At 58.8% G+C, this 21,218-nt stretch carries 19 protein-coding genes and 1 pseudogene; 13 read left to right on the forward strand and 7 right to left on the reverse strand.

All coding sequences use genetic code 11. The features are described 5' to 3' along the window. Positions 1-157 precede the first annotated feature (157 nt). The 4 genes and pseudogenes from metG (at position 158) to ACVWVP_RS25610 (ending at position 4,554) form a co-directional block, all read left to right on the forward strand. Positions 158-2,209, forward strand: coding sequence for a methionine--tRNA ligase (metG, locus tag ACVWVP_RS25595; protein ID WP_178922073.1), 2,052 nt, complete (start codon positions 158-160; stop codon positions 2,207-2,209). A 57-nt stretch (positions 2,210-2,266) separates the two neighbouring features. After that, a pseudogene (gene rsxB / locus ACVWVP_RS25600) lies at positions 2,267-2,746 on the forward strand (electron transport complex subunit RsxB); the annotation flags it as partial. 879 nt (positions 2,747-3,625) lie between these two features. Then, positions 3,626-4,264: an endonuclease III gene (gene nth / locus ACVWVP_RS25605; RefSeq protein ID WP_457408721.1), complete on the forward strand. Its 639-nt coding sequence runs from the start codon at positions 3,626-3,628 to the stop codon at positions 4,262-4,264. A 107-nt stretch (positions 4,265-4,371) separates the two neighbouring features. Further along, positions 4,372-4,554 carry a PA3496 family putative envelope integrity protein gene (locus ACVWVP_RS25610; protein ID WP_178922068.1) on the forward strand — a complete coding sequence of 61 codons (183 nt, stop codon included), beginning with the start codon at positions 4,372-4,374 and terminating at the stop codon, positions 4,552-4,554. A gap of 85 nt (positions 4,555-4,639) precedes the next feature. Here ACVWVP_RS25610 and ACVWVP_RS25615 read toward each other — a convergent pair whose 3' ends face one another. From ACVWVP_RS25615 to ACVWVP_RS25625, 3 genes are all read right to left on the reverse strand, one after another. Beyond that, positions 4,640-5,272 carry a response regulator transcription factor gene (locus ACVWVP_RS25615; protein WP_178922066.1) on the reverse strand — a complete coding sequence of 211 codons (633 nt, stop codon included), beginning with the start codon at positions 5,270-5,272 and terminating at the stop codon, positions 4,640-4,642. A 619-nt stretch (positions 5,273-5,891) separates the two neighbouring features. After that, a complete protein-coding gene (locus ACVWVP_RS25620; RefSeq protein ID WP_025856870.1) occupies positions 5,892-7,109 on the reverse strand; it encodes an argininosuccinate synthase in 1,218 nt (405 codons plus the stop codon). A 129-nt stretch (positions 7,110-7,238) separates the two neighbouring features. Next, positions 7,239-8,147 carry a flagellar protein MotY gene (locus tag ACVWVP_RS25625; RefSeq protein ID WP_457408723.1) on the reverse strand — a complete coding sequence of 303 codons (909 nt, stop codon included), beginning with the start codon at positions 8,145-8,147 and terminating at the stop codon, positions 7,239-7,241. Positions 8,148-8,303: 156 nt separating this feature from the next. On the opposite strand from ACVWVP_RS25625, the gene pyrC reads away from it, so the two are divergent. Then, positions 8,304-9,350, forward strand: coding sequence for a dihydroorotase (pyrC, locus tag ACVWVP_RS25630; protein WP_178922062.1), 1,047 nt, complete (start codon positions 8,304-8,306; stop codon positions 9,348-9,350). Next, positions 9,347-10,018: a ribonuclease T gene (gene rnt, locus ACVWVP_RS25635; protein WP_016970751.1), complete on the forward strand. Its 672-nt coding sequence runs from the start codon at positions 9,347-9,349 to the stop codon at positions 10,016-10,018. The genes pyrC and rnt overlap by 4 nt, the downstream gene beginning before the upstream one ends. 65 nt (positions 10,019-10,083) lie before the next feature. Here the strand turns inward: rnt and ACVWVP_RS25640 are convergent, their stop codons facing one another. Next, entirely contained in the window at positions 10,084-10,686 is a 603-nt protein-coding gene (locus ACVWVP_RS25640) for a peroxiredoxin (RefSeq protein WP_003172097.1), read from the reverse strand. Between the two features lie 244 nt (positions 10,687-10,930). Between ACVWVP_RS25640 and ACVWVP_RS25645 the strand changes: the two genes are divergently transcribed. Both ACVWVP_RS25645 and bfr read left to right on the forward strand, forming a co-directional pair. Further along, positions 10,931-11,149: a bacterioferritin-associated ferredoxin gene (locus ACVWVP_RS25645; protein WP_003208706.1), complete on the forward strand. Its 219-nt coding sequence runs from the start codon at positions 10,931-10,933 to the stop codon at positions 11,147-11,149. A 201-nt stretch (positions 11,150-11,350) separates the two neighbouring features. Then, positions 11,351-11,821, forward strand: coding sequence for a bacterioferritin (gene bfr / locus ACVWVP_RS25650; RefSeq protein WP_159956755.1), 471 nt, complete (start codon positions 11,351-11,353; stop codon positions 11,819-11,821). Positions 11,822-11,980: 159 nt separating this feature from the next. Here the strand turns inward: bfr and grxD are convergent, their stop codons facing one another. Both grxD and ACVWVP_RS25660 read right to left on the reverse strand, forming a co-directional pair. Continuing rightward, positions 11,981-12,319 (reverse strand): Grx4 family monothiol glutaredoxin, encoded by a 339-nt coding sequence (gene grxD, locus ACVWVP_RS25655; protein WP_065906770.1) that lies wholly within the window; start codon positions 12,317-12,319, stop codon positions 11,981-11,983. An 86-nt stretch (positions 12,320-12,405) separates the two neighbouring features. Then, a complete protein-coding gene (locus ACVWVP_RS25660) occupies positions 12,406-14,514 on the reverse strand; it encodes a molybdopterin oxidoreductase family protein (protein WP_457408727.1) in 2,109 nt (702 codons plus the stop codon). A 434-nt stretch (positions 14,515-14,948) separates the two neighbouring features. On the opposite strand from ACVWVP_RS25660, the gene argF reads away from it, so the two are divergent. Together argF and ACVWVP_RS25670 are read left to right on the forward strand one after the other, a co-directional pair. Then, complete coding sequence (argF, locus tag ACVWVP_RS25665; RefSeq protein WP_259171852.1) at positions 14,949-15,869, forward strand: ornithine carbamoyltransferase; 921 nt, start codon at positions 14,949-14,951, stop codon at positions 15,867-15,869. After that, a complete protein-coding gene (locus tag ACVWVP_RS25670; protein ID WP_178922056.1) occupies positions 15,866-16,975 on the forward strand; it encodes an ABC transporter ATP-binding protein in 1,110 nt (369 codons plus the stop codon). Before argF ends, ACVWVP_RS25670 begins: the two co-directional genes overlap by 4 nt. Positions 16,976-17,128: 153 nt before the next feature. Here ACVWVP_RS25670 and ybaK read toward each other — a convergent pair whose 3' ends face one another. Next, a complete protein-coding gene (gene ybaK, locus ACVWVP_RS25675) occupies positions 17,129-17,599 on the reverse strand; it encodes a Cys-tRNA(Pro) deacylase (protein ID WP_057021816.1) in 471 nt (156 codons plus the stop codon). Positions 17,600-17,926: 327 nt separating this feature from the next. Here ybaK and ACVWVP_RS25680 point away from each other — a divergent pair, with 327 nt between their 5' ends. The 3 genes from ACVWVP_RS25680 (at position 17,927) to ACVWVP_RS25690 (ending at position 21,207) form a co-directional block, all read left to right on the forward strand. Then, positions 17,927-18,784 carry an MIP/aquaporin family protein gene (locus ACVWVP_RS25680; RefSeq protein WP_178922054.1) on the forward strand — a complete coding sequence of 286 codons (858 nt, stop codon included), beginning with the start codon at positions 17,927-17,929 and terminating at the stop codon, positions 18,782-18,784. A gap of 78 nt (positions 18,785-18,862) precedes the next feature. After that, a complete protein-coding gene (gene glpK / locus ACVWVP_RS25685) occupies positions 18,863-20,368 on the forward strand; it encodes a glycerol kinase GlpK (protein ID WP_457408732.1) in 1,506 nt (501 codons plus the stop codon). An 83-nt stretch (positions 20,369-20,451) separates the two neighbouring features. Continuing rightward, positions 20,452-21,207, forward strand: coding sequence for a DeoR/GlpR family transcriptional regulator (locus ACVWVP_RS25690; RefSeq protein WP_176994865.1), 756 nt, complete (start codon positions 20,452-20,454; stop codon positions 21,205-21,207). The last annotated feature ends 11 nt before the right edge of the window (positions 21,208-21,218 follow it).

Raw genomic sequence — 21,218 nt, forward strand, 5'->3', positions numbered from 1 at the left:
AAAGACTGACTGAAACAGGCGGCTATCCTAACCGTTCCCGCCGGTTAACGGCATGCTTTCGCAGTCTCGAAAGAGGCTGAAACAGCGCCACGGGGTGAAATATATTTCCCGGCGCTTTATAGTGGCCGACCTCCGTTTCATCAAGTAGCCGAGCCCCATGTCCGAGCCACGCAAGATCCTCGTCACCAGCGCCCTGCCCTATGCCAATGGTTCCATCCATCTTGGCCATATGCTTGAGTACATCCAGACCGATATGTGGGTGCGCTTCCAGAAGCATCGCGGCAATCAATGCATTTATGTCTGCGCGGACGACGCCCACGGTTCGGCCATCATGTTGCGCGCCGAAAAGGAAGGCATCACACCGGAACAACTGATCGCCAACGTGCAGGCTGAACACAGCGCCGACTTTGCCGAGTTCCTGGTGGATTTCGACAACTTCCACTCGACCCACTCCGAAGAAAACCGCGAGCTGTCGAGCCAGATCTACCTGCGGTTGAAAGAAGCCGGGCATATCGACCAGCGGTCGGTGACCCAGTATTTCGACCCGGAAAAGAAAATGTTCCTGGCCGACCGCTTCATCAAGGGTACATGCCCGAAATGCGGCACCGAAGACCAGTACGGCGACAACTGCGAAAAATGCGGTGCCACCTACGCACCCACTGAACTGAAGAACCCGAAGTCGGCGATTTCCGGTGCCACCCCGGTGCTCAAGGATTCCCAGCACTTCTTCTTCAAGCTCCCGGACTTCCAGGCCATGCTGCAAGCCTGGACTCGCAGCGGCACCTTGCAGGACGCTGTAGCCAACAAACTCGCCGAATGGCTCGACAGCGGCCTGCAGCAGTGGGACATCTCCCGCGATGCGCCGTACTTCGGCTTCGAGATCCCGGGCGAACCGGGCAAGTACTTCTACGTGTGGCTGGACGCGCCGATCGGCTACATGGCCAGCTTCAAGAACCTGTGTGACCGCACGCCGGAGCTGGACTTCGACGCGTTCTGGAACAAGGACTCCACCGCCGAGCTGTACCACTTCATCGGCAAGGACATCGTCAACTTCCACGCCCTGTTCTGGCCGGCGATGCTCGAAGGTTCGGGCTACCGCAAACCGACCGGTATTGCCGTGCACGGCTACCTGACCGTCAACGGCCAGAAGATGTCCAAGTCCCGTGGCACCTTTATCAAGGCGCGCACCTACCTGGATCACCTGTCGCCGGAATACCTGCGCTATTACTACGCTTCCAAGCTGGGCCGTGGCGTGGATGACCTCGACCTGAACCTGGAAGACTTCGTACAGAAGGTCAACTCGGACCTGGTCGGTAAAGTGGTCAACATTGCCAGCCGCTGCGCCGGCTTCATCCACAAGGGCAACGCCGGTGTGCTGGTGGCCGAGAACGCCGCACCGGAACTGACCGACGCCTTCCTGGCGGCCGCGCCGAGCATCGCCGACGCCTATGAAGCCCGTGACTTTGCCCGCGCCATGCGTGAGATCATGGGCCTGGCCGACCGTGCCAATGCCTGGATCGCCGACAAGGCACCGTGGTCGCTGAACAAGCAGGAAGGCAAGCAGGCGGAAGTCCAGGCGATCTGCGCCACGGGCGTCAACCTGTTCCGCCAGCTGGTGATCTTCCTCAAGCCAGTTCTGCCGTTGCTGGCCGCCGATGCCGAGGCGTTCCTGAACGTCGCGCCGCTGACCTGGAACGACCACGCCACATTGCTCAGCAATCACCAGTTGAATGAGTTCAAGCCGCTGATGACCCGTATCGATCCGGTGAAGGTGCAGGCCATGACCGACGCTTCGAAGGAAGACCTGGTCGCCAGCCAGACCGACACCGGTGAATCCGCGCCGGCCGGCAATGGTGAACTGGCCAAGGACCCGATTTCCCCGGAAATCGAGTTCGACGCCTTTGCTGCCGTGGATCTGCGCGTGGCGCTGATCGTCAAGGCCGAGGCCGTGGAAGGTGCCGACAAGCTGTTGCGCCTGACACTGGACCTGGGAGGCGAGCAACGCAACGTGTTCTCCGGGATCAAGAGTGCCTACCCGGACCCGTCCAAGCTTGATGGTCGCTTGACCATGATGATCGCCAACCTCAAGCCTCGGAAGATGAAGTTCGGCATCTCCGAAGGCATGGTGATGGCCGCCGGCCCAGGCGGCGAAGAAATCTACCTGTTGAGCCCTGACAGCGGTGCCAAGCCGGGCCAACGCATCAAGTAAGCCCATGGGCCTACGATGAGCGAAACAGGTCTACTGTAGGAGCCCGGCTTGCCGGCGATGGCGTTCTCAAGGACGCCATCGCAAGCAGGCCGGGCTCTTACACATCCACTACCCGCCCGTTCGCTTGACCGGCATGTCAATGATCACCCCATGAACCTGATTCAACGTATCGACGCGCTGCTGCCACAGACCCAATGCGGCAAGTGCGGGCACCCGGGCTGCAAGCCTTACGCCGAGGGCATCGCGCTTGGCGAGGCGATCAACAAGTGCCCGCCCGGGGGGCTGGAAACCATCACCGGCCTGGCGCAGTTACTCCAGGTGCCAGTGCTGGAACTGGACACCCGCCGTGGCGAGGCGCCTGCGCAGGTTGCCTATATCCGTGAAGCCGAGTGCATCGGCTGCACCAAATGCATCCAGGCCTGCCCGGTGGACGCGATTGTCGGTGCCGCCAAGCTGATGCATACCGTTATCGCCGATGAATGCACCGGGTGCGACCTGTGCGTCGCGCCCTGCCCCGTCGATTGCATTGAGATGCGCCCTGCAACCAACGTATTGCCGATCGTAGGCGGCCTGGCAACCCACGCTCACGAGCTGCATGAGCGCAGCCTCAAGCGCGATCGCGCCAGACGGCGCTATGAACAACGCGCTGCACGGTTGCAGCGGGAAGAAGCGCATAGGCTCGCCGAACGCCTGGCTCGGGCCAACCGCCCAGCAACGGCTGCCCCCATGCAGGCTGATACGACTCAGGCCGCCCAGGATGCAGCGGTCAAGAAGGCCAAAATCGCGGTTGCAATGAGTCGCGCCCAGTTGCACAAATCCTTGAAAGCATTCGGCCACCCGCCGACGTTTGAGCAACAGTCGCAGTTGATCGTGTTGCAACAGCAGTTCGAAGCAGCGGAGCGGGCGCTCGCAACGCTGGAAACCAGCCACCCGGTGGCCTTGCCGGCGCAAAAGGATCCAGCACTCAAACGCGCCAAAATACAGTTGGCCATGCGTCGAGCCGAGTTGAAAAAAGCTCAGGACCTGAACGCTGACGAGCAACAACTGGCAACCTTGAGTGCTGCCCTGTCCAGTGCGGAGCAAGCGCTGCATGATGCCGAAGCGGAAAGCGACCAACCCAGGCCCGATTTGCAGCGTGTGGAAAAACGCCCTATCGATGCCCAGTTGCGCCAGCTGAAAACAGCGCTGGCTTATGCACGGGCTGAGGTCAGCAAGCTGCAACGCCAACCAGGGATCAGCGCGCAGGCACTGGAAGCCGCGCAACAGAAGCTCGAAGAAGCGCAGTTGCGGGTAGACACCCACACAACCGCCTGACCCGCGACAGGCACAGCAGGAGGCGCCGGCGATGGTTTATCCTGCAAGACCTGCATTCCCATTAAAAAATTACGCTGCCCCCTGCAAGGAATCGCCCACCCGATGAACGCCGCAAAACGCCTGGAAATATTCCGCCGGCTTCATGAAGACAATCCTGAGCCCAAGACCGAACTGGCCTACTCAACGCCCTTCGAATTGCTGATTGCGGTGATCCTGTCAGCCCAATCCACGGACGTTGGTGTCAACAAGGCCACCGCCAAACTGTATCCAGTGGCCAATACGCCAGAGGCGATCTACGCCCTGGGTGTGGAAGGGTTATCGGAATACATCAAGACCATCGGTCTGTACAACAGCAAGGCCAAGAACGTCATCGAGACCTGTCGCCTGCTGGTGGAGCGCCATGGAGGCGAAGTGCCGCAGACTCGCGAAGCACTGGAGGCGCTGCCCGGAGTCGGTCGAAAAACGGCCAACGTTGTACTGAACACTGCATTTCGGCAACTGACCATGGCAGTGGATACCCATATATTCCGTGTCAGCAACCGCACCGGCATTGCCCGCGGCAAGAACGTGGTAGAAGTCGAAAAACAGTTGATGAAGTTCGTGCCCAAGCCGTACCTGCTCGATTCACATCACTGGCTGATCCTGCACGGGCGCTATGTTTGCCAGGCGCGCAAGCCGCGTTGCGGCAGCTGTCGCATTGAAGACTTGTGTGAATACAAGGAGAAAACGTCCGACGATTGAGTGATCATTGTTTTTTTCGATGAATCGATTGAAAAAATCTTTTTTACCCATTCATGGATTATCGTTATAAGGAGCGCCAACGGCAGTCTTAGCCTGGAGTTAACCTTATGAGCACTGGCAAAGAACAACTCGATGTAGAAGACGACCTCGTTGCGGAGTCGGACGATGATGGGGAAGCACCCGTTGTAGAGGTGGCCAAGACCAATTTGAGCAAACGCCGCACCATCGACAATCTTCTGGAAGAGCGACGCTTGCAAAAACAACTGGCCGACTACGACTTCGACCTCTGATCAATCCGTTGACGACCGGAAGCCTCCCTGACGGAGGCTTTTTTGTGCCGGCTAAGCTGGATACCAACGCTGTATCGCTTCTCCTCTAAACCAGGCCGTTGCGCTGGGCCAGTTCGATCAAGTCCACCAGGGAACGAGCGTTGAGCTTGAGTAACAGGCGAGTCTTGTAGGTACTGACGGTCTTGTTGCTGAGGAACATGCCGTCGGCAATCTCCTTGTTGGTTTTGCCTCGCGCCAGCTGCTGCAACACCATCATTTCCCGCCCTGAAAGACGCTCGACCATGTCCGCCTCACTGGCGTTGCCAATGGTTGAACGCACCGAGTTCAAGGCCTGGTTGGGGAAGTAGCTGTAGCCGGACAGTACTGCCTTGATAGCACTCAGCAGTTCGGTCAAATCCTGCTGCTTGCACACATAACCTGCCGCGCCTGCCTGCATGCAACGCATCGAAAAATGCCCCGGCGCCTGGGATGTCAGCACCAGCACCTTGAAGGGGGCGGGTTGCTTGGTGGAAGACAGCCGGCAGATAACTTCCAGCCCATCGAGTTTGGGAATTCCGATATCCAGGATGACGATATCCGGCATATGTTCCCGGGCAAGTTGCAGCGCATCGACACCGTTATCCGTCTCTGCAACGACCTCATAACCATGACGCTCCATTAGCATGCGCACAGCAAGTCGAATGACAGGATGATCATCCACGATCAGCACTTTATTCATGAGAAAGTCCAATTTCGCTGTTCGAATTATTTAGAGCAAGCACAATAGCCTAGTCGTTTCCTAGTTGGCATAGTGCTCCCCCCCTAGCAACAACAAGCAGAGACCCAACCCACAACGATAAAGGAAATACCCTACAAAAAAACGTCAACGCGGATGTATCGAGTTTTATGGAGGCTTTCAGACCTTTCCGGGGACTTACATATCTTGAGTGAAATAACCAGGGCCCAAGGGGGCCGAGGTAAACGTTCCGCACATTACTTTCAGGAAATGCCCCTTGCTTGTGGCCTTCCAACAGAGAAGCAGGCTGAAATAATTCGACTGTTTTAGTTCCATTTAACATATTTAATTACACCCTAAATTCCTACAGACTATTCAGCACACAGCGGCTTCGCTGTACTTCATGAGTGAATTTTCTGTAAGACCAGTTCCTATACAGGTGTAAAAAAATCATTCCTATCCAAATAAACTTTACGATCAATCAAGGCTATCTATCGAACATTTTTTCTCCTCCAAAACATCAACACAAATTAAACATATTTAAACGCCAAGAACCCTTTCAAAACGGGCAAAAAAAATGGCCCCTTGAACAAGGGGCCATTTTTTATAACGCGCGGAACACTCAGAACAACGAGCGACCCTTGTTGGCCGCAATACGCATGCGCAGTGCATTCAACTTGATAAAGCCCGCTGCGTCCGCCTGGTTGTAGGCGCCGCCATCTTCTTCGAAGGTGGCGATGTTGGCGTCGAACAGCGACTCATCGGACTTGCGGCCGGTGACGATCACGTTGCCCTTGTACAGCTTCAGGCGCACAACGCCGTTCACGTGGACCTGGGATGCGTCGATCATCTGTTGCAGCATCAGACGCTCTGGGCTCCACCAGTAGCCGGTGTAGATCAGGCTGGCGTACTTGGGCATCAGTTCGTCTTTGAGGTGAGCCACTTCGCGGTCCAAGGTGATGGACTCAATGGCGCGGTGGGCGCGCAGCATGATGGTGCCGCCTGGGGTTTCGTAGCAGCCACGGGACTTCATGCCCACGTAACGGTTCTCGACGATGTCGAGACGGCCGATGCCGTGTTCGCCGCCGATACGGTTCAGGGTCGCCAGTACGGTGGCCGGAGTCATTTCGACGCCATCCAGCGCGACGATGTCGCCGTTGCGATAGGTCAGTTCCAGGTACTGCGGCTTGTCTGGAGCGTTCTCCGGGGAGACGGTCCAACGCCACATGTCTTCTTCGTGCTCGGTCCAGGTGTCTTCCAGCACGCCGCCTTCATAGGAGATGTGCAGCAGGTTGGCGTCCATCGAGTACGGGGACTTCTTCTTGCCGTGGCGCTCGATCGGGATGGCGTGCTTTTCAGCATAATCCATCAGCTTTTCACGGGACAGCAGGTCCCACTCACGCCATGGAGCAATCACTTTCACGCCTGGCTTGAGGGCGTAGGCGCCCAGTTCGAAACGTACCTGGTCGTTGCCTTTGCCGGTAGCGCCATGGGAAATGGCGTCGGCGCCGGTTTCGTTGGCGATTTCGATCAGGCGCTTGGCGATCAGCGGACGTGCGATGGAAGTACCCAGCAGGTACTCGCCTTCGTAGACGGTGTTGGCGCGAAACATCGGGAAAACGAAATCGCGGACGAACTCTTCGCGCAGGTCGTCAATGTAGATCTCTTTCACGCCCATGGCTTGCGCCTTGGCACGTGCAGGTTCGACCTCTTCGCCCTGACCCAGGTCAGCGGTGAAGGTCACCACTTCACAGTTATAAGTATCCTGCAGCCACTTGAGGATCACCGAAGTGTCCAGGCCGCCGGAATACGCGAGAACGACCTTGTTTACGTCGGCCATGCCATCACTCCACGGGGTTGTACGGAAAGGCGTCGATTCTACCGACCAAAACCGTGGATTTACAGAGGCGCGACAGCAAATGAAGATAAAGCGACAGATTATGTCGAGCGGGCGACCGATGGTCGCACCTTACGACGTGTGCGCCGGGTTGCTCGGGCCGGTGGCCGTGGGCGCCGGTTTCTCGGGGGCTGCCACGCGCTCAAGCTGAATGTTGACGCGGCGATTGCGGGCCCGGTTTGCCGCGTTGGTGTTCGGTGCCAACGGGTAGCTTTCGCCATGAAAGCGCAGGGTGATCTGCGATTCCTGGATGCCGTTGGCCTTTAGATAGTCCATCACCGCCAGCCCGCGACGGCGCGAAACGTCGCGGTTGGTCAGTCGATTGCCGCTGTTGTCCGAATGACCATTCAACTCAACATGGTTGACCGTGGGGTCGGCTTTCATGAACGCGAGTATCACATCCAGTTTCTTCTTGGCGGCCGCATCCAGCTCGATGCCTCCCCCGGGGAACCCGACTTCGGTCTGCTTGACCTGGTCATAATTCATCGGCAACAGCTTGGTGGTGCACAACTGGTAGTCGTTGTAGGCCTTGCTGAATTTCACCGGTAACAGACGAATTTCAGAATAGCCCCCTTCTCGTCCGTAATGCCGAACGGTGGGGCTGCGACCTTCAAGCAAGCCGGTGAACAATCGCCCGGCCTGGGCCTGGGAGCTGTTGAACAGCACATCGCCACTGCCCGCGCGTACGGCGCCAAGGTTAATATCACCGCGCCCTGGTTGCCACGGTGCAGCAGCGGCCAACAGCGTGGCCGAGCCAGCCCCCAGCGAGCCGTTATAGGCTTTCAGACGAAACGTCGCCTGCTCGCCGGCCCGGCGCACGAACTCACCCGAACCGAAATCCGTGATCGGCTGGGTCAGGCGGCACTCGAACTGGTCGCCTTCCACCTTCCACTCAATGTTCTCCAGACGTGTCTGGAACGTGAGGGCCATCGCAGGCAGGCTGGCGAACACACTGAGCAGGGCTAGATAATGCTGGCGCACGGGAGGCTCCACTGGTTTCTACAACACTTCAAAGCGTCATACATCGATAAGGCATACAAAAGGCTATCGGATGCATCCCGCAAAACTTGATAGCGAGTGCCTGATAGAGTCTTTTCCGGTAGCATTCCCACCAGATTGACCCGCCTGGAATCCCCAATGTCCGACCGCCTGACCCTGCTGCGTCCCGACGACTGGCATATTCATCTTCGCGATGGTGCTGCGTTACCCCACACCGTGGCCGATGTAGCGCGCACGTTTGGCCGCGCCATCATCATGCCTAACCTGGTACCTCCGGTGCGTAACGCCGAGCAAGCCGATGCCTATCGCCAGCGTATCCTCGCTGCACGACCGGCCGGCAGCCGCTTCGAACCGTTGATGGTGCTCTACCTCACCGACCGCACCCAGCCCGAAGAGATTCGTGAAGCCAAGGCCAGTGGTTTCGTGCATGCCGCCAAGCTGTACCCGGCAGGCGCGACCACCAACTCCGACTCCGGCGTAACCAGTATCGACAAGATCCTGCCGGCGATCGAGGCCATGGCCGAAGTGGGCATGCCGCTGTTGATCCACGGTGAAGTCACCCGTGGCGACGTCGACGTGTTCGATCGTGAAAAGATCTTCATCGATGAGCACATGCGCCGTGTGGTCGAGCTGTTCCCGACCCTGAAGGTGGTGTTTGAGCACATCACCACGGCCGATGCCGTGCAGTTCGTCAACGAGGCTTCGGCCAACGTTGGCGCAACCATCACCGCACATCACCTGCTCTATAACCGCAACCACATGCTGGTGGGCGGGATTCGGCCGCACTTCTATTGCCTGCCGATTCTCAAGCGCAACACCCATCAGGTGGCGCTGCTGGATGCCGCGACCAGCGGCAATCCGAAGTTCTTCCTCGGCACCGACTCGGCGCCCCACGCCCAGCACGCCAAGGAGGCCGCGTGCGGTTGTGCCGGTTGCTACACGGCGTTTGCGGCCATCGAGCTGTACGCCGAAGCATTCGAACAACGTAATGCGCTGGACAAACTCGAAGGGTTTGCCAGCCTCAACGGCCCGCGTTTCTACGGCCTGCCGGCGAACACCGACCGCATCACCCTGGTTCGTGAAGACTGGACCGCCCCTGCCAGCCTGCCGTTTGGCGAGCTGACTGTCATCCCGCTGCGCGCCGGTGAAACACTGCGCTGGCGCCTGCTGGAGGAAAGCAAGTGAGTGAAGATCATTACGACGACGAACACGAGCACAGTGGTGGCGGTTCGCGCCACCCGATGGCCGAGCGGTTTCGCGGCTATCTGCCGGTTGTCATCGACGTAGAGACCGGTGGTTTCAACAGCGCAACTGACGCCCTGCTGGAAATCGCTGCGACCACCATCGGCATGGACGAACAGGGCTTTGTGTTCCCGGAACATACCCACTTCTTCCGCGTCGAGCCGTTCGAAGGTGCGAATATCGAGGCCGCCGCCTTGGAGTTCACCGGGATCAAGCTCGATCACCCACTGCGCATGGCCGTGAGCGAAGAAGCGGCGCTGACCGACATCTTCCGTGGCGTGCGCAAGGCGTTGAAGGCCAATGGCTGCAAACGCGCGATCCTGGTGGGTCACAACAGCAGCTTCGACCTGGGCTTCCTGAACGCCGCCGTGGCGCGGTTGGACATGAAGCGCAACCCGTTCCACCCCTTCTCCAGCTTTGACACGGCCACCCTCGCCGGCCTGGCGTATGGCCAGACTGTGTTGGCAAAAGCCTGCCAGGCAGCCGGTATCGACTTTGACGGGCGTGAGGCCCACTCTGCTCGCTACGACACCGAGAAGACGGCGGAGCTGTTCTGCGGCATCGTCAACCGCTGGAAAGACATGGGCGGTTGGGAAGATTTCAACGATTGAAATCGTTTCCCGCGCATAAAAAAACCGGCCTTCTCAGGCCGGTTTTTTTGTACCGTTAACGTGGCTTACAGCTTGCCAGCGTTCTCGGTCAGGTAAGCCGCAACGCCTTCTGGCGAAGCGTTCATGCCTTTGTCGCCTTTTTTCCAGTTGGCTGGGCAGACTTCACCGTGCTCTTCGTGGAATTGCAGGGCGTCAACCAGACGGATCAGCTCTTCCATGTTACGGCCCAGTGGCAGGTCGTTGATGATCTGGGAGCGAACCACGCCTTTGTCGTCGATCAGGAATGCGCCACGGAACGCCACGCCGCCTTCGGATTCAACGTCGTAGGCCTTGGCGATGTCGTGCTTCATGTCGGCAGCCATGGTGTATTTGACTTTGCCGATGCCGCCATCGTTGATGGCAGTGTTGCGCCAGGCGTTGTGGGTGAAATGGGAGTCGATGGAAACAGCGACCACTTCAACGTTGCGCGCCTTGAAATCGTCCATGCGGTGGTCCAGAGCGATCAGCTCCGAAGGGCAGACGAAAGTGAAGTCCAGTGGGTAGAAGAACACCAGGCCGTATTTGCCTTTGATGGCTTCAGACAGTTTGAAGCTGTCTACGATTTCGCCATTGCCGAGGACGGCAGGTACGTCGAAATCCGGGGCTTGTTTGCCGACGAGTACGCTCATTGGGTATCTCCTGATGTGAGGGTGACGATTGAAGTAAAAGGACAGCTTCCCAGTCTGCCGTGTGTAAACGACAACCCTGTGACGCCGTCACGCTTCGTGAAGACCGACCATCATACACTGAAAAAACCGTTCGTCAGCGCACAGGCAGCAACGGTGAATACCCTACGATTCTACTTTGACAATCATTCTCGTTAACATTAAGATCCATCGCACTTAAGCCTTAAACCCGCGACGGTTCTCCCTTATGTATGTGTGCCTGTGTACTGGCGTCACCGACGGACAAATCCGCGAAGCAATCTATGAAGGTTGCTGCAGCTACAAGGAAGTGCGTGAAACCACTGGCGTTGCCAGCCAGTGCGGCAAATGTGCTTGCCTTGCCAAGCAAGTGGTACGGGAAACCCTGACGCAGCTGCAGACAGCCCAGGCCGCGATCCCCTATTCAGCAGAATTTACACACGCTTGATTGAGCGTGTTTTAAAGAACCGGACTTAGTGTCCGGTTTTTTTATGCCCGCAATTCAATTAGTTAGCGTCAAGACGCGGAACACAAACATTCTTATTCCGATTAATTTTCATTTATTATTCAATAACTTAGGTTTGACACTAAGGATTTCGCCGCTCAAACTCCGCCTTATACACAGCTATTACAGGGCAGGACCCCAGTCATGAAAGGCGACATCTCAGTCATCCAGCAACTCAACAAAATCCTTGCCAATGAACTGGTCGCGATCAATCAGTACTTTCTGCATGCGCGCATGTATGACGATTGGGGCCTGGAAAAGCTGGGCAAGCGTGAATACAAAGAATCCATCAAGGCCATGAAGGACGCCGACGCGCTGATCAAGCGCATCCTGTTCCTCGAAGGCCTGCCGAACGTGCAAGACCTGGGCAAGCTGAACATCGGCGAGCACACCCAGGAAATGATCAGCAGCGACCTGAAGTTCGAGCACAAGAGCCACAGCGACCTGAAAGCCGCTATTGCTCATTGCGAAACCAAGGGTGATTTCGGCAGCCGCGAACTGCTGGAAGATATCCTGGAAGACCAGGAAGAACACATCGACTGGCTGGAAACCCAGCTGGGCCTAATCGACAAAGTCAGCCTGGAAAACTACCTGCAATCGCAGATGGGCGAATAAGCCCAAACGCTCAGGTATAAAAAAGCCCCGCTCTCTTACGAGAAGCGGGGCTTTTTATTGACCGCGGATTTTGTAGGAGCCCGGCTTGCCGGCGATGGCGGCTTCAAAATCACCGCTTGGCTCAAGGCCCTATCGCCGGCAAGCCGGCTCCTACACAGATTACGCGTCGGTCTTGGCGGCGGCGTTGGCCGCTGCTTCCTTGATCAGCGCTTGCAGCGAGCCATCGGCCGCCATCTCAACGATGATGTCGCTGCCGCCGACCAGCTCACCGGCGACCCACAGTTGTGGGAACGTTGGCCAGTTGGCGTATTTCGGCAGGTTGGCGCGGATTTCAGGGTTCTGCAGGATATCCACGTAAGCGAATTTCTCGCCACACGCCATGATGGCCTGGGAAGCCTTCGCGGAGAAACCGCACTGAGGAGCGTTTGGCGCGCCCTTCATGTAAAGCAGAATGGTGTTGTTGGCAATCTGCTCTTTGATCGTTTCGATGATATCCATGGAACACCTCGGCTGGAACTTTGCGACTCACAGGTCGGCACGGTGGCGCATTGTAACGCAAAATCCCAGCGTGGTGCTCAGGCTCCTTATGCGGCCGCCACCTGCACGGGAACCCCGTTCAGCGCGGCATTTCCGGACAATTCGTCCAATTGCCGCTCGTCGGTCAAGTCATTCGCGCTCGCCCCCGGCTGCCCACTGGCAATCGTCATCTGCACCCCTGGCCGGCCGTGGCCCCAGCCATGGGGTAGACTGACCACGCCGGGCATCATGTCCTGGCTGGCCACCACTTCCACCTCGATCATGCCGATACGCGAACTCACCCGCACACGCTGCCCATCAGCCAACTGCCGGCTCGCCAGGTCGTCGGGGTGCATCAGCAATTGATGGCGCGGCTTGCCCTTCACCAGTCGGTGATAGTTATGCATCCACGAATTATTGCTGCGCACATGACGGCGGCCGATCAGAAGCAGTTCGCCCACCTGGGGCACCGGCTGCGCTGCAAACCGCGCGAGATCCGCAAGGATCACCGCCGGTGCGGCCTGGATGTGGCCATCGGCGGTTTTCAACCGCGCAACGAGATTGGCCTTAAGTGGCCCCAAATCCACACCATGGGGATGATCCGCCAACCTCGCCATCGACAGCTTGTGCTCGGAAGCATCGCCATAAACCCCAGCACGCAGGCCGAAGTCGATCATCTGGGCCGGCGCCATGGTCGGCTTGAGCGTGGCACCGGTGCGCGCCGCGAACGCCTGGGCCAAGCCGACAAAGATCTCCCAGTCATGCAGCGCACCTTCGGGCTTGGGCAAGATCGCCCGGTTAAAACGCGTGACGTTGCGCACGGCGAACATATTGAAGGTGGTGTCGTAGTGATCGTTTTCCAGCGCCGAGGTGGACGGCAGTATCAGGTCGGCATAACGGGTGGTCTCGTTGATATACAGATCGACGCTGACCATGAACTCCAAACCTTCCAACGCCTGTTCCAGCTGGCGGCCATTGGGCGTCGACAACACCGGGTTACCGGCCACCGTCACCAGCGCACGGATTTGCCCTTCGCCCTCAGTGAGCATTTCCTCGGCCAGGGCCGACACGGGCAATTCGCCACCGTACTCAGGGCGCCCGGAAACCCGGCTCTGCCAACGATTGAAATGCCCGCCCCCCGTGGACGCAACCAAGTCCACCGCTGGCGTGGTGCACAAGGCGCCGCCCACTCGATCCAGATTTCCAGTCACCAGGTTGATCAATTGCACCAGCCAGTGGCACAACGTGCCGAACGCCTGGGTCGATACCCCCATGCGCCCGTAACACACGGCCTTATCCGCACCCGAAAAGTCACGCGCCAGCTGGCGGATCTGCTCGGCCGGCACCGCGCATTGGCGGCTCATGGCCTCGGCAGTGAACCCGGCGATCGCCTGGCGCACCTCATCCAGGCCCACAACCGGCAAGTGCGTGGCACGGGTCAAGTTTTCGGCAAACAGCGTATTGAGCACGCCGAACAACAGCGCCGCATCGCCGCCTGGGCGTACGAACAGATGCTGATCAGCCATCGCCGCCGTTTCGCTGCGTCGCGGGTCAACCACCACCACTTTACCGCCCCGGGCCTGGATGGCCTTCAGGCGCTTCTCCACGTCGGGCACGGTCATGATGCTGCCGTTGGACGCCAGCGGGTTGCCGCCCAGGATCAGCATGAAGTCAGTGTGATCAATGTCCGGGATCGGTAGCAGCAAACCGTGCCCGTACATGAGGTAGCTGGTGAGGTGGTGGGGCAACTGGTCCACCGACGTCGCGGAAAAGCGGTTACGCGTCTTGAGCTGGCCCAGGAAATAGTTGCTGTGGGTCATCAGCCCGTAGTTATGCACGCTGGGGTTGCCCTGGTACACCGCGACGGCGTTTTGCCCATGCCGAGCCTGGATGCCTGCCAGCCGTTCGGCGACCAGCGAGAAGGCTTCGTCCCACGGGATCGGTCGCCATTCGCTGCCCTCACGCAGCATAGGCTGGTGCAGGCGGTCGGGGTCGTTCTGGATATCTTGCAGCGCCACAGCCTTGGGGCAGATGTGACCACGGCTGAAGGTGTCCAACGCATCACCCTTGATCGAAGTGATCGCCAGGCTGCCATCGTCGGCCTCAGTGGTTTCCAGGGTCAGGCCGCAAATGGCTTCGCACAGGTGGCAGGCACGGTGGTGGAGAGTCTTGGTCATGGCCAGTCTCTTTATCAGGGCTTTGATTGCACTATGGGCCGCGACAGCAGCAGGCACCAGTATCGTTCGCCCCGTGAATCCAAGCCCATCAGGCCAAACCATGGGCAAGCGTGAGCAAATGTTTCAGAACCCGGCGCACAGCCCCTGAAACCGACACGGCCTGGTCTGGGCCCGCCCCCACACATTGCAAAAGGTCTCGGCGCCAGTGTACAAATGGCCCGCTGCTGTCTGGAAATCGTCTTCAAAAGCGCTCTGGCGCCCTTCTTGAACACCCTTAAAAACCGTAGCCCTATTGGTAAGACGCGACATTTAATTATAAGATCGCGCCTTCCCCTATTTCGTCGCCCCGTGCGGCTTTCGCCGCAGGTCTCGCCCGTTGTCACAATAAACAAGGCTTTGAGTATCTGCGGTCTGTTGCAAAAAGGTAGTTAATGATGAGCGCAAGGCACTTTCTCTCCCTGATGGATTGCACGCCCGAAGAGCTGGTCAGCGTGATCCGTCGAGGCATTGAGCTTAAAGACCTGCGTAACCGCGGCGTACTGTTCGAGCCTTTGAAAAACCGTGTGCTCGGGATGATTTTCGAGAAGTCCTCGACCCGCACCCGCGTGTCGTTCGAAGCCGGCATGATCCAGTTGGGTGGCCAAGCCATCTTCCTGTCCTCGCGCGATACCCAATTGGGCCGTGGCGAACCGGTCGCCGACAGCGCCATCGTCCTGTCGAGCATGCTTGATGCGGTGATGATCCGTACCTTCGCCCACAGCACCGTCACCGAATTTGCCGCCCACTCCCGCGTGCCGGTGATCAACGGCCTGTCCGATGACCTGCACCCGTGCCAGTTGCTGGCCGACATGCAAACCTTCCTTGAACACCGTGGCTCGATCCAGGGCAAGACCGTGGCCTGGATCGGCGACGGCAACAACATGTGCAACAGCTATATAGAAGCGGCGATCCAGTTCGACTTCAAACTGCGTGTCGCCTGCCCGGAAGGTTACGAGCCCGACGCGCGCTTCCTGGCGCAGGCCGGCGACCGCGTGACCCTCGTGCGTGACCCGCGCGACGCCGTGATCGGCGCGCACCTGGTAAGCACCGACGTCTGGACCTCCATGGGCCAGGAAGACGAAACCGCCAAGCGCCTGGCCTTGTTCGCTCCGTATCAGGTCACCCGCGCCCTGCTCGACCTGGCCGCGCCAGACGTGCTGTTCATGCATTGCCTGCCTGCGCACCGTGGCGAAGAAATCAGCCTCGACCTGCTTGACGACTCGCGTTCAGTCGCCTGGGACCAGGCTGAAAACCGCCTGCATGCACAGAAAGCCTTGCTGGAGTTTCTCGTGCCGCCGTCGTACCACCACGCATGAGCCAGCCCTTACTGCTGAACCTGCGCAATCTGGCATGCGGCTATCAAGATCAACGGGTGGTGCAGAACCTCAACCTGCACCTCAACGCTGGCGACATCGGTTGCCTGCTGGGCTCTTCGGGCTGTGGCAAGACCACTACGCTACGGGCGATTGCCGGGTTTGAACCGGTGCACGAAGGGGAAATCAGCCTGGCGGGCGAAGTGATCTCCAGCGCCGGTTTCACCCTGGCACCGGAGAAACGTCGTATCGGCATGGTGTTTCAGGACTACGCGTTGTTTCCTCATCTGAGCGTGGCCGACAACATCGCCTTCGGCATTCGCAAGCACCCGCAAAAAGATCGCGTGGTGGCCGAACTGCTGGAACTGGTGAACCTGAAGAACCTGGGCAAGCGTTTTCCCCACGAGCTTTCCGGTGGCCAGCAACAGCGTGTCGCCCTCGCCCGCGCCCTGGCGCCGGAGCCGGCATTGTTGCTGCTGGACGAACCGTTCTCCAACCTTGATGGCGAACTGCGCCGCAAGCTCAGCCACGAAGTGCGCGACATTCTCAAGGCACGGGGCACCAGTGCGATTCTGGTGACCCATGACCAGGAAGAAGCGTTTGCCGTCAGCGATCAAGTAGGCGTGTTCAAAGAGGGCCGCCTGGAGCAATGGGACACGCCCTACAACCTCTACCACGAACCGCAGACGCCTTACGTTGCCAGCTTTATCGGCCAGGGTTACTTCATTCGTGGCCAATTGAGTTCGCCGGAGTCGGTGAGTACCGAACTGGGTGACCTGCGCGGTAATCGTGCCTACACCTGGCCTACCGGTGGTGCGGTGGATGTGTTGCTGCGCCCGGATGACATCGTCTACGCGCCGGACAGTGCGTTGAAAGCACGGATCGTCGGCAAGACATTCCTCGGTGCATCGACCCTGTATCGCCTGCAATTGCCAACGGGCGCGCAATTGGAATCGATCTTCCCAAGCCATGCCGACCATCAGGTCGGGGCTGATGTGGGGATTCGTGTTGCCGCCGAACACCTGGTGTTGTTCCAGGCTTCGGGCAGCACGGCGGCGCAGATTCCGCAGTCCGAATCAGGCGTGCGGCGGTACAGCCCGGCCCACTGACCACACAGGATCAAAAATGTAGGCGCCGGCTTTTGTGGGAGCGGGCTTGCTCGCGAATGCGGTGTATCAGAAAAAAATTCGTTGACTGACACTCCGCATTCGCGAGCAAGCCCGCTCCCACATTGGTTTTGCATTGGCTTCAAAAGCGGTGATTCAGGCCCGGCCAATCGGCGCGAATTTGGCCTGGGTGTGCTCCGCCAGCACAGCCGCTGGCAATTCAACTTCCAACCCCCTTCTGCCCGCACTCACAAAAATCGTCGCGAACGGCTGCGCCGTCTCATCGATAAAAGTACGCAAGCGCTTCTTCTGCCCCAGCGGGCTGATACCGCCCAACAAATAACCGGTAGAACGCTGCGCCGCTGCCGGGTCAGCCATCTCGACTTTTTTTACCCCCGCTGCATGGGCCAGCGCTTTCAAGTCCAGGCTTCCGACGACCGGCACCACGGCCACCAGCAACTCACCTTTCTCGCTGCTGGCCAACAAGGTCTTGAACACCTGCGCCGGATCCAACCCCAATTTCTCTGCGGCCTCCAGGCCATATGACGCGGCCTTGGGATCGTGCTCGTAACTGTGAATACGATGTTCGGCGCGAACTTTTTTCAACAGGTCCAATGCGGGGGTCATGACGTCTCCGGGCGTGGCAAACAGATGGCCAATTCTAGGCCAAGGCCACATAAAAGGCTCTAGTCCGCCCACCTTTAAGGTGCACGGGCAATGTGACAAGCGTGATCATTCACCAGACCAATAGTTTGAAAGTGACTGACGGTTCACTTTCGACCTTTGACAGCCGTCATTCTTGTCTATATTTTTTCGTTTCCGAATACTGTAGGAATAGACCTGCAGCACTCGAGCAGTAAGCCGCGACCGGGATGGGGATCCTTGCCACGGTGAAAATCGCGCAACAACCCGTTGAGGTTGTGCGCCAGACAAGAACAACAACTGAGGTTTTCCATGACGACTGCTCTTCAACAGCCTTCACTTTCGAGCCAATGCATGGCCGAGTTCCTGGGGACTGCGCTTCTGATCTTCTTCGGTACAGGATGTGTCGCTGCGCTCAAGGTTGCGGGTGCCAGCTTCGGGTTGTGGGAAATCAGCATCATCTGGGGGGTGGGCGTCAGCATGGCGATCTACCTGAGCGCCGGTATTTCCGGGGCGCACCTCAACCCTGCCGTCAGTATTGCCCTGTGTATTTTCGCCGACTTCGAAAAGCGCAAACTGCCCTTCTATATCCTTGCCCAAGTCGCCGGCGCCTTCTGCTCCGCCGCGTTGGTCTACACCCTCTACAGCAATCTGTTTTTCGATTACGAACAAACCCACCATATGGTTCGCGGCACGCAAGCGAGCCTGGAACTGGCCTCGGTCTTCTCCACCTACCCTCACCCACTGCTGAGCACCGCCCAGGCCTTCCTGGTAGAAGTGGTGATTACCGCGATCCTGATGGGCGTGATCATGGCCCTGACCGACGATAACAACGGCCTGCCGCGTGGCCCCTTGGCGCCGCTGCTGATTGGCTTGCTGATCGCCGTGATTGGCAGCGCCATGGGCCCGCTGACCGGCTTCGCCATGAACCCTGCACGGGATTTCGGGCCGAAGCTGATGACCTTTTTCGCAGGCTGGGGTGAAATGGCCTTCACGGGTGGCCGCGATATTCCTTACTTCCTGGTTCCGATTTTCGCGCCAATTGTTGGCGCATGCCTCGGTGCTGCGGCCTATCGCGGGCTGATTGCCCGCCACCTGCCGAGCGCCGCACCTGCTATAGCTGAAGAAACACCTGACACGGCTGTCAACGGCAAGACCCGTATTTCCTGATAGCGCCAGCCTGGACGCACCTGCCCTTTTTGTGGCCCAGGCTGATTACCGATTTTCTTATTTTCCAAGGCATTCGACATGACCGATCTTCAGAATAAGAACTACATCATCGCCCTTGACCAAGGCACCACCAGCTCGCGCGCGATCATCTTTGATCGCGATGCCAACGTGGTTTGCACCGCCCAGCGCGAATTCGCCCAGCATTACCCGCAAGCCGGTTGGGTCGAACATGACCCGATGGAAATCTTCGCTACCCAAAGCGCCGTGATGGTCGAGGCCCTGGCCCAAGCTGGCCTGCACCATGACCAAGTGGCTGCCATCGGTATCACCAACCAGCGCGAAACCACCGTGGTGTGGGATAAGGTCACCGGCCGCCCAATCTACAACGCCATCGTCTGGCAGTGCCGCCGCAGCACCGAGATCTGCCAGCAGCTCAAGCGCGACGGCCACGAGCAGTACATCAGCGACACCACGGGCCTGGTCACCGACCCCTACTTCTCCGGCACCAAGCTCAAGTGGATCCTCGACAACGTCGAAGGCAGCCGCGAGCGCGCACGCGCTGGCGAACTGCTGTTCGGTACCGTCGACAGCTGGTTGATCTGGAAATTTACCGGCGGCAAGACCCACGTCACCGACTACACCAACGCCTCGCGCACCATGCTCTTCAACATCCACACCCTGGAGTGGGATGCGAAGATGCTGGAGATTCTCGACATTCCGCGCGAGATGCTGCCGGAAGTGAAGTCGTCCTCGGAAATCTACGGCCGCACCAAAAGCGGTATTGCCATCGGCGGTATCGCCGGCGACCAACAAGCCGCCCTGTTCGGCCAGATGTGTGTCGAAGCCGGCCAGGCCAAAAACACCTACGGCACCGGTTGCTTCCTGCTGATGAACACCGGCGACAAGGCGGTGAAATCCAAGCACGGCATGCTCACCACCATCGCCTGCGGCCCACGTGGCGAAGTGGCCTACGCCCTGGAAGGCGCCGTGTTCAACGGCGGCTCCACCGTGCAGTGGCTGCGTGATGAGCTGAAAATCATCATCGATGCCCACGACACCGAATACTTCGCCGGCAAGGTCAAGGACAGCAACGGCGTGTACCTGGTGCCTGCGTTTACTGGCCTGGGGGCGCCCTACTGGGACCCGTACGCCCGTGGCGCGTTGTTCGGCCTGACCCGTGGCGTACGCGTGGATCACATTATTCGTGCGGCCCTGGAGTCGATTGCCTACCAGACCCGCGACGTGCTCGACGCCATGCAACAGGATTCCGGCGAGCGCCTCAAAGCCCTGCGCGTGGACGGCGGTGCAGTGGCCAACAACTTCCTGATGCAGTTCCAGGCCGACATCCTCGGCACCCAGGTCGAGCGCCCGCAAATGCGTGAGACCACGGCACTCGGCGCGGCTTATCTGGCGGGCTTGGCGTGCGGTTTCTGGGGCAGCCTGGAAGAATTGCGCGGCAAGGCTGTGATCGAACGCGAATTCGAGCCGCAGCTCGAAGAAAAGGAAAAAGAGAAGCTGTACGCCGGCTGGCAGAAAGCGGTCAGCCGCACCCGTGACTGGGAGCCTCACGAAGGCGCTGAATAAGCCAACGTCTGGTTGTAACTGGCAGGGAGCTGATTCCTGCGTCATCATGGGCCACTTTTGTATGGCAGCCCAAAGGACGCCCCATGAATCTGCCTCCCCGCCAACAACAAATCCTCGAGCTGGTCCGCGAACGCGGTTACGTCAGCATCGAAGAAATGGCGCAGCTGTTCGTTGTCACCCCGCAAACCATCCGCCGCGATATCAACCAGCTGGCGGACGCCAATCTGCTGCGCCGCTACCACGGCGGCGCGGCCTATGACTCCAGCGTCGAGAACACCGCGTACGCCATGCGTGCCGACCAGATGCGCGACGAGAAACAACGCATCGGCGAAGCCATCGCCGCCCAGATCCCCGATCACGCCTCGCTGTTCATCAATATCGGCACCACTACCGAATCCATCGCTCGTGCGCTGCTGAACCATAGTCACCTGAAAATCATCACCAACAACCTCAACGTCGCCACCATGCTCAGTGCCAAGGATGACTTCGATGTGCTGCTGACCGGCGGTAACGTGCGCCGTGACGGCGGTGTGGTGGGCCAGGCCAGTGTGGACTTCATCAACCAGTTCAAGGTCGACTTTGCGCTGGTGGGCATCAGCGGCATCGATGAGGACGGCAGCCTGCTGGACTTCGATTATCAGGAAGTGCGCGTTTCCCAAGCGATCATCGCCAATGCACGCCAGGTGATCCTGGCGGCGGACTCCAGCAAATTCGGGCGCAATGCCATGATTCGCCTGGGGCCGATCAGTCTGGTGGATTGTCTGGTGACCGATCAGCAGCCAGTGCCGGCGCTGGTGCAGCTGTTGAATCAGCACAAGGTTCGGCTGGAAGTCGTCTAGCGCCTGTTCTG

The sequence above is a fragment of the Pseudomonas sp. TE24901 genome, assembly GCF_054058375.1.

Coding starts and splice junctions, on each gene's coding strand:
- argF (WP_259171852.1), top strand. CDS start 14,949: ATGAGCGCAAGGCACTTTCTCTCCCTGATGGATTGCACGCCCGAAGAG.
- bfr (WP_159956755.1), top strand. CDS start 11,351: ATGAAAGGCGACATCTCAGTCATCCAGCAACTCAACAAAATCCTTGCC.
- pyrC (WP_178922062.1), top strand. CDS start 8,304: ATGTCCGACCGCCTGACCCTGCTGCGTCCCGACGACTGGCATATTCAT.
- ACVWVP_RS25680 (WP_178922054.1), top strand. CDS start 17,927: ATGACGACTGCTCTTCAACAGCCTTCACTTTCGAGCCAATGCATGGCC.
- ACVWVP_RS25670 (WP_178922056.1), top strand. CDS start 15,866: ATGAGCCAGCCCTTACTGCTGAACCTGCGCAATCTGGCATGCGGCTAT.
- ACVWVP_RS25620 (WP_025856870.1), bottom strand. CDS start 7,109: ATGGCCGACGTAAACAAGGTCGTTCTCGCGTATTCCGGCGGCCTGGAC.
- ACVWVP_RS25640 (WP_003172097.1), bottom strand. CDS start 10,686: ATGAGCGTACTCGTCGGCAAACAAGCCCCGGATTTCGACGTACCTGCC.
- ACVWVP_RS25610 (WP_178922068.1), top strand. CDS start 4,372: ATGAGCACTGGCAAAGAACAACTCGATGTAGAAGACGACCTCGTTGCG.
- glpK (WP_457408732.1), top strand. CDS start 18,863: ATGACCGATCTTCAGAATAAGAACTACATCATCGCCCTTGACCAAGGC.
- ACVWVP_RS25690 (WP_176994865.1), top strand. CDS start 20,452: ATGAATCTGCCTCCCCGCCAACAACAAATCCTCGAGCTGGTCCGCGAA.
- ACVWVP_RS25660 (WP_457408727.1), bottom strand. CDS start 14,514: ATGACCAAGACTCTCCACCACCGTGCCTGCCACCTGTGCGAAGCCATT.
- nth (WP_457408721.1), top strand. CDS start 3,626: ATGAACGCCGCAAAACGCCTGGAAATATTCCGCCGGCTTCATGAAGAC.
- grxD (WP_065906770.1), bottom strand. CDS start 12,319: ATGGATATCATCGAAACGATCAAAGAGCAGATTGCCAACAACACCATT.
- ybaK (WP_057021816.1), bottom strand. CDS start 17,599: ATGACCCCCGCATTGGACCTGTTGAAAAAAGTTCGCGCCGAACATCGT.
- ACVWVP_RS25615 (WP_178922066.1), bottom strand. CDS start 5,272: ATGAATAAAGTGCTGATCGTGGATGATCATCCTGTCATTCGACTTGCT.
- metG (WP_178922073.1), top strand. CDS start 158: ATGTCCGAGCCACGCAAGATCCTCGTCACCAGCGCCCTGCCCTATGCC.
- ACVWVP_RS25645 (WP_003208706.1), top strand. CDS start 10,931: ATGTATGTGTGCCTGTGTACTGGCGTCACCGACGGACAAATCCGCGAA.